This window comes from Mucilaginibacter segetis, from assembly GCF_016522075.1.
GTDB classification, from domain to species: Bacteria; Bacteroidota; Bacteroidia; order Sphingobacteriales; family Sphingobacteriaceae; genus Mucilaginibacter; species Mucilaginibacter segetis.
Genome location: NZ_JAEHFW010000001.1, coordinates 1709539 through 1725260, shown reverse-complemented (window position 1 = coordinate 1725260; position 15722 = coordinate 1709539). Strand labels below are relative to the sequence as shown.

Genomic DNA, 15722 nt, shown 5'->3' with positions numbered 1-15722 from the left:
TACGTTAGTTGGCCGCAAAGTTTGGACGAAAATATTGCTTAAGGTAAATCGTATCTTTTAGTTGCGCATTATTTACCGCCTGCAAATAGAGTTTGGTTTCTACGAGCCAGCGGGTTTGATCTGCCGGCTTTTCCGGGCTGGCGTTCCTGCCTTTCACATAACCGTCTACTAGCTGGAAGGGGATCGAAAAGCAAGCGGGGCAATTACGCTCGAAGACCACTTTGCCGGAAAGGATCGCAGCTTTGTCCAGCGAAAAAGTATCACCGCCCATGGGCGCTTTGACATAGACGGTTGTGGTGACGCCGTCTTGTTGCTGGCTGGCCCAAAACAGCCGGTAGGCGCCGGTCATGAAGGTCTTGTTTTCCTGCAGGTCGGCCTGCTCAGTGAACAGGAAGTTACAGTTGCCTGAAGGGCATTCGGTCAGGTTGCTGTCGTCTAAGGTTTGCGCGGGTTCGTTTTTCTTGGTGCAGCCCATCAGCAGCACCGGGATCATCAGGAAAAGGAGTTTTTTCATGGTCGGTTAAGTTTGTGTTTATATAGTCCTAAACGCAGCGGGCATGGAGAACGCTACAGTAAACGGCGCCTGGCAGATTATTTAATAATGAATTAACTTATCCTTAACCGATTCTTAGGGTACTCTTTGAATTAGTTCTTTCACGCCGGCTTTCGATAACCAAAGGCTGCGGTAATGACCTGCACCGTCTTTGATAAATTCAACGGTTCTTTCCGGATCATCCGAGCGGTAAAACTTCCTGTCCGATTCGGGCACCAAAGGCAGGTCTGTGCTGTTGTAATACAACTTGCCTTGGCTGATGATGATTTCGATATTGCCATATTTTCCGGCAAACTTTGGATACAGGGCCGAATTCCCGGTCACGGCATGATGATGGTACGGCAGATCAACGGATTTACCGAAACAGATTGCTGCCAGCGCATAAGCGATCAGGTAGGAAGAGGATTGGTTATTGGACAAGACCGTGATAAAGAGCCGGTCTTTCGTAAAACGGTTGACGGAGGTCATTGCCCCGAAGAAACCGCCGTCATGGGCGATCAGCTGGTGGCTCTGGTTGTAAAAAGGATCGATGACAAAACCGTAACCAAAATGTTCGTCGTTGTAGGACGTAAACATTTTTTGTTTAATTTCCTGACTGAGCAGGACGGTATCGTACAGCGCACGGTCCCACTTCGCCAGGTCGCCCACCGTGGAATAAATCCCGTCATGGCCGATATTAAAAGCCCAGTTGATGTAGGGGTTGCGGGCAAAGCCCTTATCCGTGCGCACATAGCGGTCGGCGAGTTTGGGGATGATGCTGTCATTACTGATGACCCCGGAATGGGTCATTTTTAGTTTATCAAAGATCGCAGCCTTCAGGAAAGCGCCATAGGACTGACCGGATACCTTTTCGATGATCCGTGCCAGCAGGTAATAGCCCGTATTGCTGTAGGCCGTGCCGGTACCCGGAGCGAACAGCAGCTTTGGCCGGGCCAGGTAATCCATCACCATCTTTGGTGTCAGGTCAGCTCGGTTCAGGTAGAGCGTATCAAAGTCCATGGGCAGGCCGGACATATGGGTAAGTAAGTGCTGCACCGTGATCTGATCACCGGACGGAAACCCGGGAAAGAACTTACTGAGCCGGTCTTCCGTGGAAAGGCGGCGCTGCTGTGCCAGGATCAGGATAGCAGCAGCGGTGAACTGCTTGCTGACGGAGGCTAAACTGTAACGGGTGTCAATTGTACAGGGCATATGCCATTCCCGGTTGGCCAGGCCATAGGCCTGCTGTAACAGCACGGTATCATACCGGCTGACCAGGACCGTGCCGCTGAATCCGTTGGTGTCCGCTTGTGCCTGCATATACCGGGCAAGTCTTTGCGGCAGATCATCCTGTGCATAGCCGATTTTCCAAACGACACCAATTATGATGATGGTAATTGAAAGTATCTTTTTCATCTTATTGGGGTTAAGGTTGCCGGATCAGTTTAATCGCCGTGTCCAGCTGGATATCGCTTCCGGACAACAGGCTTTGCCGCGTTTGGGGCACCCGCTGCTCGATCCGTACACCATTTTGCTGCGCTTCCCGCCCATTGTTGTAAATGATGGCATTACCGGTAAAATCGAAAGTGTAGCCACCCGGCAGGTGCAACTGTTTGATGTCACCGTCAGCTCCTGCGCTTTGTTCACCGATGGTAATGGCCTGCGGGAAGATCGCCTGCAGGTTCATCGTGTTCCATTCGCTCTGGCTGAGGGTTTCACTGTTCACAATAATCACCACCTTTCCCGGGTAGGGCGCCTGATCTACCGGCAGGCCCGGCGGATAGTAGGTGGCGGTATCTCTTTTTAAGCGATACGTACCTACCTGCTGTTTATTCAGCTCGAAATAGCGGGCATAAAAATGGGGTACGGCGCCAAAATGCTTAAAAATATACGTATACACAAAGCCGCCCCAGTCGGGATAACCGCGCATATCAAAGATGATGCCTGGCATTTTCCCGGCTGTGGTCAGCAGGGAATCCATATGGTGGTCAATGGCTTCGTCCGGTGTTTTGGCGATCAGACGATAGGTATCGCTGATTTTAAAGTAAGCGATACTGTCGCTTAAAAGGATCAACCCGTCGCTGTCCGACTTCTTCGGCGCTGCGGTTGAAAGGTACCGGCTGATGCGCGCGAGATCTTCCGGCTGCCCCAACCCCGAAAAAGTAGCAGGACAAAGCAGGATTTGCCTGCCGCGCCGTACCTGCAATTGAAAGCTGCCCGAATCGGCACCCCATACTAAATTCTGCGCATAATCAGACAGGCGGTGCACCAGCGCCGGACGGTTGGACGCCGAAAGCAGTCCGGCCAAACGGTTAATCACCCGCTTCACCGGTTCGCCGTTGATGGCCGTAATCTCATCACCCTTCCGGATACCTGCAGCGGTGCAGCGCTCCGGGATGATCTCCCCCGTCACCAGGATATTATCCTCAAAAACATGATAGGTAAAGGGCGGATAATACCCATTCTTAAAAATCGCCTTCCTGAACTGCAACTGTTTGTAAAGGCCGAAGCTATGGGTATCCTGTAACAGGGCGGTGAGTTTCAGCAAAATTTCTTCGTATTGCCAGCGGCCGTCCGCCGACAGCATCCGGGGAACCGCCTTTTTTAACGCCTGGTCAAAATTGGCGGCCATCAGGTATTTGTGGGGATAGACGTAATCCACAACGCCCTGTAGTTTGGCCAATGCCAGCAGGCGGTAAGCCAGGGGTACATTTTCGTTTTTGGGGAAAGAATAGGCTGGCTCATGCGGGATTTCGGCCTCATAACTTAAGCCGGGCAGGTAATAGCTCGATTTTCCGGTATAGCGACGCTGCCAGTGCGCTTCCAGCGTTGACCGGTTCACCGGGCTGACCAGCCGGCTCTTGCGAAACCAGCTGAGATCAAGATTCCTGGTTAAAAGCTGCCCATTCTCCGTAGTGTCAGCCGCCCGACCAGCCGGAATAGGAAAGTGCTCGAGCAATTGCGTCAATTCCGCATTCAGTCCTTGCCGGTCTGTGACTGCTATTACTTTCGGCAATGCGGACAAAAACAGCGAATCGGCATTAACACTACCCGTTGTCATCAACGGATGGGTATACTTCAAAAAGTTCCAGGCCTTAAAATACAGCAGGCAGGCGTCTTCTTGTTCTACAGCTTGTGAGAAGGCAGTATGGCCACCCAACCAGCCGGACAACAGCAGGCATAAGATTATCTTAAACAGTTTTTTCATCTACTTCTTTACTGACATTATGGAGGATTTTTTGCAGGACCTGTTGTACGGTCTGCAGTTCTGTTTCGGTCACCCCCTCGAGGGCCTGACGACGATTGCTCAGAGAAATTGGCCGCATCAACTCCAGCACTTTCCGGCCTTTGTCCGACAGCGTCAGCGTAAAACGCCGGCGGTCTTCCGCGTGGCTTTTTCGGAACAATAGATCTTTCGTCACCAGCAGTTCGATCATCCGCGTCACCGACGCCACATCCTTAAAGATCCGTCCGGCCAGTTGATGCTGGGTGATGTCGGGATATTCCCCGATCGTCTTCAGCACCAGCCACTGGTCAATAGTGATCTCCACACCAGCCTTCAGGCAATTCGCCTGGGCGAACTGCCGGTACGATTTGACGGCCTTCTCTAAATTATAGAAAATTACATTATCCAGCTTCTCCATAGTGTTATTTATTGATACAAATATAATTGATGTATCAATAAATACAATTTAATTCTAAATATGAACGTTCACGGCGTGGTAGTTTTGGTGAATGTTTCGACCAGTTGACTGATGTCGGCTTTGAGCCGTTGGTAATTGCCGTTGATCGCTGCGGTACTGATTTTACGCACGGCCGGAATTTCCTGGTAGCGGGCTTCTTCGCGGGCAATGGCGGTGTGGTCATTCTGTATTTCGTTATGGAATATTTTCAGGTCGATTTTATTTGTGGGGTCATCAGCGACCAGGCCGACAAATTCGCCGGAGGACAGGGTGGCGATCCTGGAGGCAGGTATGGCGTAATCCAGTTGGGTGGATTTGCTGACGGAAGTGTCCATCGCGTTAATGGATACGCTTTCCTTGAGCTGGTTGATTTTGCCGAATCGTTCGGAGAGTTGTTTGGCCGTATCGCCGGTTACCTGCCCGCAGATCACGTTGCCGACGATGTTCATGATGACCTCCGCCTGCTCCCGGCCGTAATCTTTCTTTAACTGACTATAATCTTGTACGGCCAGGGTGACGGCCACTTTATTGGAGCGCGCGGTAGCGATCAGGTTATCGATGCCATTGAAATAAATGGTCGGGAACTCGTCAAAAATTAAGCTGCATTTCTGCTGGTTTTTCCGGTTGACCAGTTTGTTGATCCGGTTCACATAAAGGGATAGTACGGCGCCGTAGACCTGTGACTTCTGCGGGTTATTCGCCAGGCACACGACTTTGGGATCGTCGGGGTTATTGATGTCGAGCGAAAAATCATTCCCGCTCAATACATAATATAATTGCGGTGAACTTAGGCGGGCCAAAGATATTTTAGCGCTGGCAATCTGTCCCTCTAACTGTTCATAAGCCTCATTCTTCCAGGCCGAAATAAAAGGATTAATGAGCACCTCGATTTCGGGCTCGCTGGTCAGCACAGCGAACAGGTCCTGATAATCCACCAGCGACAGTTCGATCACATGCGGCAGGGTACAATACTTGCCACCCTCATATTTTTTCAGGAACCAGATCAGCGCCGTGACAAAGTTGATCGGCGACTCGACAAAGAAGTCGCCCTGCTTTTTGATCCATTCCCGGTTCAGGCCCAGCATGATGGTCCGCGCCGATTCAATCGCGTCGGTGATATCCAGCATGGTTTCCGGTTCCAGCGGGTTGCTGCGGTGCATGATGTTTTCAAAATTGATCACATAAAATGAGCGGCCGCCGTGTTGCCGGAGCGCATTGTAAGCGATCCTGGACAAGTCATCATATTTGAAATCATACAGGAGCATGGCGAATCCTTTGGCGATATGCTGGGTGATGATATGCCGGATCACGAAATAGGACTTACCGGCCCCCGGACTGCCGCCGACCAGCGTACCCCTGAACGGGTTAATGATATTGACCCAGCTGTTCCGCTCCTTCCCTTTCAGCTGGTATTTCGCCGGCAGATTAACGGAGTATTCATTTTCCAGCAGCCGTTCTTCCTGCGGGAAGGTTTCGTTCTCTTTATTAAAAATATCCCCGCCCAATTTCAGTTTCAGCATACGGAACAGTAAACCGCCGCCCGTCATAAATAATAAATAGCCGATAGCGGTCGCCCAGATATATAACCAGCCGGACAGGTAGCTGCTGAAGAAATAAATGAGCAGTCCGCTCAGGCAATAAGTCACGATGGTTTTAGCCCTGATATTTTCATCGCGCTTGCCTTTGGAACCGATCAGCGAAACGATCAAAAGCCCCAAGGCATTGAGTTTGGCCATCAGCGCTGTTTTGAAAACCGGCATTTTGGATAAGGGCCATAGGATATGGTCAATGATCGGGTGCGTCAGGTGCATTTGCTGAAAAGTGTTGTAGCAGCTCAGGTAAAAATGGATGAGCAGTATGGCGATGCTGAGGAAGCGGGTAAAGTCGATGATCTTTCTGAGGGCTTGTTCGTTTTCTCCGGTTTGCATAATTATAAATTTAATCCTTTACGTTTTTTGCGGCTTTCGCGCTTGATCTTGTTGAGCGCGCCTATATCTTCTTGGTCAGGCGCCAGTAAAATGTCGAGCAGATCAACGCTGGTGCTGTTGTCCTGATTGGTCTGGAAGTAGGTCGGTTCGGCTTTGTTAAAGCGTTCATTCAGCGGGTTGGCACTAAATTCCTTGCCGAGATCGCTGCCCTTAAAGACGGCTTTGTTGTAATGGTCAATAAACGTTGCGCCGTAAATCCGGCCGTCTTCACTTCTTCGAAAAAGCACTTCGATGTTATCGGCTTCGAGCGCTTTTTCAAACGAAGCACGGTCAGTGGCATTTTGTAATGCCTTTACGAGGGTGATTTTGAGTTTGTCTTTGAGTGGTTTGCGCAGCGTTTCATTGAGCCGGAACTTTTCCTCCAGCGTTTTGAGTGTTGGTTTGCCATAGATACTACTGGCTTTGACCGGCACCCCGGCCTTGTTGCCTTGCTTGTCGGTGACCCAATAAACCAAGCCGCCTTTTGCGTAAATACGTGAATCTCTGGAACCCGGGTCCGCTTCAATATGATATGGCCGCAGGACGGCATTTAATTCCGGGATACTGGTGAATTTGTAAGTGCGGATGACCTGGTTCACCACATTGGTAATGGCCCGTTTGGTTTCTTGCTTGCCATAATCTGCGGGCTCGGCTTTTAACGCTGGTTTTTGCTTTTGCTGTTCTTCGGCCTTGACGAGTTTATATTTGATTTCTATGGCTTTACGTGCTTTTTCGGATTGGTTCTGGCCCAGGTAATGCAGGCTGATGCGTTCGCCGTTCTTTTTGATATTGGTCGTTACGATATGAATATGCGGATGCCCGGCATCCTGGTGACGGTAAACCAAATAGGGCTGGTTCCCAAAACCGATGCCTTGCATATAATCCTGCGTGATGGACTTCAGCGTTTCGACGGGCAGGTTTTCACCATTAGGAAAATTCAGCGAGATGTGCACGGTATTGGTTTTGGTCCGTTCGTTCCTGGCGGCCAGGTCAGTTAACCGCAGCAGCTTTTCATAGAAAGATAGATTTCTAGAGTCTTTAAGATAGCCTGCGGCTTCGATCAGCTCGGCCCTACCCTGTTTCACTTTGTGCTCGTTATAGTTCAGCGCACCTTTCAGGCTTTTCCCGCTTTTGATTTTTGCGACCATAGATCGGCGTATTGGTTCATCTGTTCTTTGATCTGGTTGATGGCTGGCTCTACCCTATTGCTGATCATTGTGAGCAAGTTCGTCCATAGTTTGGCGTCTGCGTTGCCATGGGCCGCGTTGATGTTGCGCACCGATTGGTTGAGGTTGTTGCCGATGGCATTGAGTTCGCGCCGTAATAAAATCAGCTCTTCCAGGATATCATCCATGGCCTTGTCGCGGTAAGTGACCGTGATCGTTTTCTCCAACAGCACGTGGCGGGTGTACTCGCTCAGCTTGCGGAACAGCGTTTTTTTAAACCGTTTCTCGATCTGTTCGAACTCGGTGGGTTTGAAACGGACAATGAGTCTGTGGCTGCGGTTTTCTTCCATACCGGTGTTTTTGAAAAATGCGACTTCGGAGCTTTTTTTTGCCTGGCAGCGGTCATCCCCGGGAGCCGGGGCAAGATGCGTTTGTATGACAAACGTACATCTTGCTGACTGCTGCGAAGCGGGCGGTTTGCTCCTGCTGTCAGGTGTTTTTGGTTTTGGTGGCGAGCAGTAGTTCCAGGGCTTCAATGTTGCAGGCTTTCAGGGATTGCTCGTGTTCGATGCAAAAGGTTTTGAGCCGTTTGAGCAGCGTTTTGGGTATCCAGTTGTTGAACTGTACTTCGGTCGCCCGGTCGGGTGCAGGCGCTTTAACGGGCTGTACTTTTTGTATCGGGGCCTGCAGGGACGTAGTCTTGAGCTTGTCGGCCAGGCCGCCGAGTTTGTCTTTATAGTTGGTCATAGAGATATAGATTTCTAGAATGCTAGATAATTAGATTTACAATTTCTTCAGCAAGCGCGGTGATCTCGGCGATGGCTTTGGGGTCGCCGCTGTTGAGGATACTTCCGGTCACTGACGACCGGGCGATGCTCACCCGGTCATGAATGCGGGTTTGCAGCACCGGCGCTTCCATCACTTCCAGCAGGGCCAATGTTTCTTTGGTCATGCCGGAGCGTGGTTTGATCATATTCAGCACGACACCGCAGCGAATGTTAAAGGTACGCTGCTGTACCTGCCTGACCATCGCCAGCGTGGAACGGATGGCCATCACATCGAAAAAGCCGGCTTTGGTCGGAATTAAAATAAAGTCCGAATGAAAGAAGAGCTCGGGTAACTGATCGGACAGGTACGGCGGCGTGTCGACGATGACCAGGTCTTCTTCCAGTTCTTGTAAGTATTCGACCTTATTGGGCATGAGGACGGGCAAACCCGGGAAGTCGTCGCGGATATGAAAAAGGCTGCCTTGCAGGTCGGTGTCGACGATAGCCACGCGGAGTTCGCCTTGAAAACATAAGGCCAGGTTAAGGGCCAGCGTGCTTTTGCCGACGCCGCCTTTTTGGTGGGCGATGGTGATGATCTTTGCCATGATTAGAAAATTTGATGTATAGATTTATAGATGATTAGATTTTAGCCTTTTTTGAAGCTTTAGTTCCTGGTGATAATTAAAGATCCAGTCGGAGGCCAGGATTTTCCAGTTGCGGTAAGGCGCGCCGCGCGGGCCGGTCCAGTTGATGCTTTCGTACCAATTGTAAAAAGATGCCGCTTGGTTAGCCGCCTCTTTCTGGTCGAAATAGATCACGACCAATGCATAGTCGGGCGGCATTTCCGTACCGAAGCCCTTTTGTTTGGAAACCGGTTTTTTGATTTCAGGCTGTTGGCGCGGCTTGAACCGTTTGGCTTTTCGTTTAGCGAGCATGGATTTGGTCTGAGTTCATCAGTTCTTCAATTTCGCGCAGGTTATAATAGGTCACGCCGCCGAGTTTGGTAAAGGGGATCACACCCTTATCACGCAGGTATTGTAATTTGCCGTCGGACACGCGCAATAAGTTTTTCACCGCTGCCGATTTGATCCATTGTTTCGTAGGCTTGCCGTGATCGCTAACGAATTGCCGGATGTCGTTTAACAATTCCTCACTAAAATTCATCAGGTCCTGGATCGTCAGCAGTTGATCGCGCGTCGTTTTATCGTTCATGATTTATTGATTTTTGTTGGTGGCCATCATTTGGATCAGGTCCTGGTAATCATAATAGACCGCGCCGCCGATCCTCGTATAAGGCAGGATTTTCTCATCCCGCAGCATTTGTAAGAAGCCATGGGAGATGCCCAATATCTTTTTGACATCCGCGGATTTGAGCCAACGCTTATTCGGTGCGTGTGCAAAAGTCTCTTCGATAAGCGCGCGAAAATCTTTAAGCAGATCGGCTTTGAGTTGGGCGATGTCTTCCTGGGTCGCCAGCGTGTTTCTGTCCATGACCCAAAATTCGGCAGCTTGGCGGGGCGGATTTACACCCGCACACCGCAGTGTGGTGATTTTTTAGAAAACTACCTTTCTATTTTTATAGCTTTCTAAGCGGTCCGGATGTCGTTATCCTACCGCCGCCTTCTTCCCCGCTCAACTGAAACATGGATAAGGTAAATTTTATCGGCCATCTGCCGCGGCCTGATTTCCATGTTGCGTATTAGCCAAATAGATCAGGCTGCCCCGGTAGTAGTTATAGGAAGGAACATAGCCGATGACCCCCATCGTGCTCAAGTCTTTGATGCATTTATGATAGGTCGCAATGGAATGGATATGCGCGAGCGCCATCAGGTCTTTCCGGTAAACGGCGAAGGGTTCACAAAAATCATTTTGTTTCCAGCGCCAGAACAGCGCCAGGTAAAGGCTGATATGCGTGGGCAATACTTCGGTATTTTTAGCCGCTTGCAGCATAAAGCGGGCTAAGGCATTGAATTGTTTCATACGGGATTGCCGGCTAACATTTTGTTGATGTCATCATGGTTATAGTACATGATGCCGCCCAGGCGGGTATATTTTATGATGCCGTTGACACGCATGCTCGTTAAGGTATTAGGGGATATATTGAGCATTTTGCGTACCTGGGCACTGCGCAGCCATTTCTTTTGCGGATCCGTATGTTGGCCCATCATTTTTTTGAGCGTTTCCAATAGCCTGTTTTCAAATTCAAGCAGGTCTTCTTTGGTGATCATTTCTACTGCCATGGGTATGGTGTTATGGATAAAAAAATACCCCGCCTAAAAGGTAAGCGGGGTTCAAATTTGATCAAGCCGGCGTTATTAAATTCAACCCTTAAGCGCAAAGTGGGTGTTTTTGCGCATTTCCGGGTCTTTAAGTATCCTGGACTAAGATCGGCGAATCCGCGATAAACTGGGTTTCGGTCAGTTTCCGGTTAAGTTCGGCCATGTCCTCGGTGACCTTAACCGCCAGTACTTTGGCATAGTGCTGGGTTTGCCGCAGGCTTTTGTGCCCCATCATTTTGCTGATGGTCTCCATGGGTACGTTGTTGGCCAAAGTAATGGTGGTCGCGAAGGTATTACGGGCGATCTTGGAGCTTAGTTCAATGTCCACTTCACAACGGTCGGCCAGTTCTTTGAGGTAGCTATTGTATTTCTGATTACTTAACACGGGCAGCAGCATATCTTTGATCATGCAATATTCATCGTTCTCATACTTTTTAAGTATGCCGGCGGCAATCGGCAATAAGGGAATTACAGCCGCCGTTCCTGTTTTCTGACGGTTTTTGAAAATCCGCAATTCGCCGTTGGTGGTAAATACTTCCGAGCGCTTTAACTGTTTCATGTCGATGAAAGACAGCCCGGTAAAACAGGAGAAAATGAATAAGTCCCGCACCCGGCTTAAACGCTCATTAGTAATTTGCTTATTGGCGATCGCTTGTACTTGTTCTTTGACTAAGTAAACGGTGCTGACCTCATTCCGGGTCATTTCAAATTTGGCGAAAGGGTCGGCGATCAGCCAGCCGTTATCAACGCAATCCAGTACGATCTTTTTCATGTTGGCGATATTCTTCAGCGTGGAGTTATGGTTCAGGTTTTTGACTGTGCGAAACCAGTGATACAGTTTTTTGATGAACATTAAATCGAGCGAAAGGATGTTGATGTCGTCCATTTTATATTCTTTGCGAAGGAAATTGACGATGTGTTTATAGGAGGTGTCAAAATTCGTATGGGTTCCCTTGGCGACACTTTTTCCGATCAGTTCTTTTAGTCCCTCATTGTGCGCTTTGAAAAGGCTGAGCAGCATCCACTGACGCTGATCTTCACCGGACACAATATTTTTAATGGCCAGCGCGGTTACGATCTTTCCCCGGTCGATGAGATGTGTCCGTGCTTCGTAAGCCTTGTTTTGCAGGATGTCCAGGTAGGCGTTTAATGCTTTGGTGTCTTCTTTGTTGCCGATAACGCGATTGGCTTTCGTGTTCCACTTTTCGGGGTTACAAAAACGTTTGGTGGACATCTCTTTCTGCACGCCGTCAACGGTGATGCGCAGGTAGATTTGTACAGGTCCTTCGGTGTAATCTTTCGGTTTTTTAAGGTAAAACAGTAAACCTAAACTTTTTTCCAACATAATCACTCACGATTTAAATGAATAAATGTCGAAATGAGTGGCCTGAAAATCAAGATGTTCATTTATTGAACTTCTTGTTATACAGTGAGTTATGGCGTTTCCAGTGAGTAAATTTTTGCGAAGTGATTTTACTCACTGAATTACTCACTAAAGTTATGCGTTTTGGTGTTTTTTTTGGTTTTGCATTAAAACAAAAAAGCCTGAAAATCAACGATTTACAGGCTTTTGCGTTCTTTTGAGTTCGAATTTTGCGGTGAGGGAGGGATTCGAACCCTCGGTACAGTTTCCCGTACGTCAGTTTAGCAAACTGATCCTTTCGGCCTCTCAGGCACCTCACCAATTTATATCCCGTTTTCGGGATTGCAAATATAGTAATTAGGTTAAGCTGTCAAAAAAATAAATCAGATTTCTAATAATCAATTCTCACGTGGTAAATACTCATTAACATTCGCTTAAAAATAACCTTAATGGTCTCAATATCTTTGAGGGTTATATTGCTGTCTTTCAGCTGATCCTGATCTAATTTGTATTTAACAATCCTGTCAACCAGTATGCTTATCGATTCCTGATCCGGTTCTTTTAATGAGCGCGAAGCGGCTTCAACTGAGTCGGCTAACATTAATACACCTGTCTCTTTAGTAAAAGGAATAGGCCCGGGATATCTAAAAATATTCTCATTAATGAATTTTTCTGGAAAATTCTTTAAAAAAGACTGGTAAAAATAATCAACCCTGGTATTACCATGGTGAGTACGTATAAAATCTATTAAGATTTCCGGAAGATTTGATTTACGGGCCATTTCAATACCCTTACTCACGTGTCCAATTATAATTTGTGCGCTTTCTTCGTACGGCAATTTATCATGTGGATTAAATCCTGAACTTTGATTTTCAATAAAAAACAGTGGATTTTCCATCTTGCCGATATCGTGATAAAGAGCCCCCGCCCGTACTAACAACGCATTTCCCCCTATAGCATAAATTGCATTCTCGGCCAGGTTTGCAACCTGCAATGAATGCTGAAAAGTACCGGGCGCACTGAATGCCATTTCGCGCAATAGCGCCGTATTGGTATTGGTAAGCTCAATAAGTGTAATATCTGAAGTGATGGCAAATATTTTCTCAAAAAGGTATATAAGCGGATATGCTAAAAGAGTGAGTAGTACGCTAACCGCAAAGGGAACGAAATCCACCCAGTCAATTGTAGAGAATGTGCCCTCTCTTATGAGCGAGACACCCACAAATGCAACAAAATATGTAAAAGTGATAATGAGAGCCGATATCAAAAACTGCTCCCGACGTATAAGGTTTTTAATACTGTAAATAGATACCATACCCGCCGTAACCTCATAAAATACAAACTCAAAACTATTGGGAACAAAAAATCCGGCAATAAGCACTACTAATAAATGAATATTGAGTGCAAGTCGCGTATCAAATAAAATACGAATGATTATTGGTACTATACAATAAGGTATGTAGTAAAAATTAGGCAATTCCAGTTTAATGGCTAGCGAGAGGGTTGCCAGCATTGCAGTTACTACCAGTAATATTAAACTAACAAGGCGGTTATCATTAAAAATATCACGTCTGAAAAGGTATAGAAACACCATTAACAAGGTAATAATGAGTCCGGCTAACAAAAACTGACCTAATAAAACTAATGTATGATTGCCATTTATTCGCGCGTTATCTTCAAATGCCTTTTTGTAGGAAGCCAGTCTTTGAAATATCTCATCGTTTATTACCGCACCCTTGCTAACGATTACATCGCCCTTTTGCACCATACCCCTGGTTATGGATAGGTTCTCGGTAGTCTCTTTTTCGAGGCGGGACGTTAGACGTGCATCAAAATTCAGATTGGTTTGCAGCCTGTCTTGTATAAGATTCAATAAAAAAGCCTTGTCTATGCCGCTTATTTTACCAATGGCTTCATCGCAAAAAGCAATTGCTTTTTCACGTGTAAATAAATCCGACGTGTTTTTTTCGCTTGAAACATTATTAGTGAGAATGGTAACAGGATAGTTAGTACTGCTTTGCTGATATTTCGGGTTAAGGGTTAAAATACCCCTATCGTAAACTTCTTTTAACAAATGTGCGCCCGTTTGCAGGTATTTATTTTTTAATCTGTCATTTATATTAGCGTTGTGCCACTTTATTTCCAGATCATTTTTAAACCCGTCTATCTGATGGTCCCCCATTTCAGCATCCCGCTGATAAATTGGAGTTACAGCTGCTAATGCGGCTTTTTTATCGGCCTCAATCTCTGCATTAGTTTTTAAAATAGCAAAACTGTAGGGTGATATCAGATCTTTTCGGTTCCATACCCTGCCCTTTTCATACTCGTAACCAAACTTTGCCTGCTTGGGTAAAGCGTAAACTATTAACACAACACTGGCCAGCATCATAAAAAATTTCACATTAAGCGCGTATTTACGTAGTAGCGCTTTTTGCCTTGATGTTGATAGTTGTGCCATGTATAATTAATTATCCTTTCAAAAATAATATAACTTTCCGTTATATACATTTTTTCTTGCTTTTAACGAATAAAAGTTGATATCTTTATGATATCATTTTAAATCATTTAAACCATGAACAAAGAAAAAATTATCACAGCACCATCAGGTTTTCTAGCGCTTTTTTTAGCAGTAGCACTATTAATCGCCGCAGTATTTTGTTTTGTTGCGGAAATCATTATTGCCGGAGTTATTATTGTTATTGTTGATTTTGTATTTGTTTTTCCGGGACTTGTGATTGTAAATCCTAACGAATCTAAAGTACTCACCCTGTTTGGTAAATATGTGGGAACTATAAAAGCGGATGGTTTTTTTTGGGTAAATCCTTTTACAGTAAAAAAGAAGATATCGTTAAGGGCATTTAACCTGAACGGACAGCAGCTTAAGGTTAATGATAGTGTCGGTAATCCTATTGAGATAGCAGCTGTTATAGTATGGCAAATAAAGGATACTGCTAAAGCTGTATTTTCAGTAGAAAATTATCTCCAATATGTAAATATTCAAAGCGAAGCCGCAGTAAGGCATTTGGCCAATTCATTCCCATATGATAACATAGAAGATGAAAGTGCCGATATTACGTTACGTGGAGGCGCCGATCAGGTGAGTTTTTTATTAGAAAAGGAACTTAATGAACGATTAGAACGTGCAGGTATTGAGATTTTGGAAGCACGTATTTCTCATCTGGCGTATGCCCCTGAAATTGCACACGCTATGTTACAACGTCAGCAGGCATCGGCTATCATATCTGCCCGCAGATTGATTGTGGAGGGTGCTGTAGGAATGGTAGAAATGGCATTGAACCGTATGACAGAGAAAAATTTGATTGATTTGGATGAGGAACGCAAAGCAGCCATGGTAAGCAATCTGCTGGTTGTATTATGCGGCGACCGAAGCGTATCTCCGGTTGTAAATACAGGAACATTATATCATTAATGGAGATGAATATTTTCAGGGATTTTGACGAGGTTCGAACAAATGAGCTCTATATCATAAGGAAAGGTTGGTTTAGAAGTGCGTATGAGCTTATTGATGGACAATTTCTTTATGGAAAGTTAAGTTATAAGGGCAATTTTAAAAGATATGCTGTAATTGAAACTGCTGCTGGGATTTGGACGCTTAAACAATCAGGATGGTTTAGTCGGAATATGGACTTGAAGGTGGGTGAAGAACAAACCGTGGGCACTGTTATACCGGAGTTATGGAGCCGGAGAATTACACTGGAAATGAATGATGGCTTTGCCGCGGATTTTTATTATAAAAAATTATTTTCAAAAGCCTGTATATGGGCAAATCAATTATATGGCGATATGATATTTATAAAACAGAAGGTATTCAGCATAAAACAGCCATACATAATAACATTTGACCAATCCTTACCAAAAAATACCGCTGTCAATATACCAATGTTAACGTTATTAGGTGTAAGCTTATTGATAACACGTCAAAGACACGCGGCAGCAGCATAGTT

At 46.4% G+C, this 15722-nt stretch carries 18 protein-coding genes and 1 tRNA gene; 2 read left to right on the top strand and 17 right to left on the bottom strand.

Annotated elements, in window-relative coordinates; all coding sequences use genetic code 11:
* Positions 1-4: 4 nt before the first annotated feature.
* From I5M19_RS07850 to I5M19_RS07770, 17 genes are all read right to left on the bottom strand, one after another.
* Positions 5-514, bottom strand: a complete 510-nt coding sequence (locus I5M19_RS07850; RefSeq protein WP_200065649.1) for a hypothetical protein — start codon at positions 512-514, stop codon at positions 5-7.
* 114 nt (positions 515-628) lie between these two features.
* The gene (locus I5M19_RS07845; RefSeq protein ID WP_200065648.1) at positions 629-1948 is read right to left on the bottom strand and encodes a serine hydrolase domain-containing protein; all 1320 of its coding nucleotides are present in this window, start codon (positions 1946-1948) and stop codon (positions 629-631) included.
* Between the two features lie 10 nt (positions 1949-1958).
* Positions 1959-3740, bottom strand: a complete 1782-nt coding sequence (locus I5M19_RS07840; protein WP_200065647.1) for a S41 family peptidase — start codon at positions 3738-3740, stop codon at positions 1959-1961.
* Positions 3724-4176, bottom strand: coding sequence for a MarR family winged helix-turn-helix transcriptional regulator (locus I5M19_RS07835; RefSeq protein WP_200065646.1), 453 nt, complete (start codon positions 4174-4176; stop codon positions 3724-3726). Before I5M19_RS07835 ends, I5M19_RS07840 begins: the two co-directional genes overlap by 17 nt.
* Positions 4177-4244: 68 nt before the next feature.
* Positions 4245-6143: a conjugal transfer protein MobC gene (gene mobC / locus I5M19_RS07830; protein ID WP_200065645.1), complete on the bottom strand. Its 1899-nt coding sequence runs from the start codon at positions 6141-6143 to the stop codon at positions 4245-4247.
* 2 nt (positions 6144-6145) lie between these two features.
* Entirely contained in the window at positions 6146-7330 is a 1185-nt protein-coding gene (locus I5M19_RS07825) for a relaxase/mobilization nuclease domain-containing protein (protein WP_200065644.1), read from the bottom strand.
* Complete coding sequence (locus tag I5M19_RS07820; protein WP_200065643.1) at positions 7297-7698, bottom strand: plasmid mobilization protein; 402 nt, start codon at positions 7696-7698, stop codon at positions 7297-7299. Before I5M19_RS07820 ends, I5M19_RS07825 begins: the two co-directional genes overlap by 34 nt.
* A 139-nt stretch (positions 7699-7837) precedes the next feature.
* Positions 7838-8095: a hypothetical protein gene (locus tag I5M19_RS07815; RefSeq protein ID WP_200065642.1), complete on the bottom strand. Its 258-nt coding sequence runs from the start codon at positions 8093-8095 to the stop codon at positions 7838-7840.
* Positions 8096-8117: 22 nt separating this feature from the next.
* Positions 8118-8720: a ParA family protein gene (locus tag I5M19_RS07810; RefSeq protein WP_200065641.1), complete on the bottom strand. Its 603-nt coding sequence runs from the start codon at positions 8718-8720 to the stop codon at positions 8118-8120.
* Between the two features lie 24 nt (positions 8721-8744).
* Positions 8745-9050, bottom strand: coding sequence for a hypothetical protein (locus I5M19_RS07805; RefSeq protein WP_200065640.1), 306 nt, complete (start codon positions 9048-9050; stop codon positions 8745-8747).
* On the bottom strand, positions 9040-9327 hold the full coding sequence (locus I5M19_RS07800) for a helix-turn-helix domain-containing protein (protein WP_200065639.1): 288 nt from the start codon (positions 9325-9327) through the stop codon (positions 9040-9042). Before I5M19_RS07800 ends, I5M19_RS07805 begins: the two co-directional genes overlap by 11 nt.
* Positions 9328-9330: 3 nt before the next feature.
* Positions 9331-9606 carry a helix-turn-helix domain-containing protein gene (locus tag I5M19_RS07795; RefSeq protein WP_200065638.1) on the bottom strand — a complete coding sequence of 92 codons (276 nt, stop codon included), beginning with the start codon at positions 9604-9606 and terminating at the stop codon, positions 9331-9333.
* Between the two features lie 168 nt (positions 9607-9774).
* Entirely contained in the window at positions 9775-10095 is a 321-nt protein-coding gene (locus tag I5M19_RS07790; RefSeq protein WP_200065637.1) for a hypothetical protein, read from the bottom strand.
* Positions 10092-10355, bottom strand: coding sequence for a helix-turn-helix domain-containing protein (locus I5M19_RS07785; RefSeq protein ID WP_200065636.1), 264 nt, complete (start codon positions 10353-10355; stop codon positions 10092-10094). Before I5M19_RS07785 ends, I5M19_RS07790 begins: the two co-directional genes overlap by 4 nt.
* Positions 10356-10482: 127 nt before the next feature.
* The gene (locus I5M19_RS07780) at positions 10483-11739 is read right to left on the bottom strand and encodes a site-specific integrase (protein ID WP_200065635.1); all 1257 of its coding nucleotides are present in this window, start codon (positions 11737-11739) and stop codon (positions 10483-10485) included.
* A 251-nt stretch (positions 11740-11990) separates the two neighbouring features.
* Positions 11991-12077: transfer RNA gene (locus tag I5M19_RS07775), tRNA-Ser, on the bottom strand.
* A 71-nt stretch (positions 12078-12148) separates the two neighbouring features.
* A complete protein-coding gene (locus tag I5M19_RS07770) occupies positions 12149-14215 on the bottom strand; it encodes an HD family phosphohydrolase (protein WP_200065634.1) in 2067 nt (688 codons plus the stop codon).
* A gap of 114 nt (positions 14216-14329) precedes the next feature.
* Between I5M19_RS07770 and I5M19_RS07765 the strand changes: the two genes are divergently transcribed.
* Positions 14330-15187 carry an SPFH domain-containing protein gene (locus I5M19_RS07765; RefSeq protein WP_200065633.1) on the top strand — a complete coding sequence of 286 codons (858 nt, stop codon included), beginning with the start codon at positions 14330-14332 and terminating at the stop codon, positions 15185-15187.
* Positions 15187-15720 (top strand): hypothetical protein, encoded by a 534-nt coding sequence (locus I5M19_RS07760; RefSeq protein ID WP_200065632.1) that lies wholly within the window; start codon positions 15187-15189, stop codon positions 15718-15720. Before I5M19_RS07765 ends, I5M19_RS07760 begins: the two co-directional genes overlap by 1 nt.
* Positions 15721-15722: the final 2 nt, after the last annotated feature.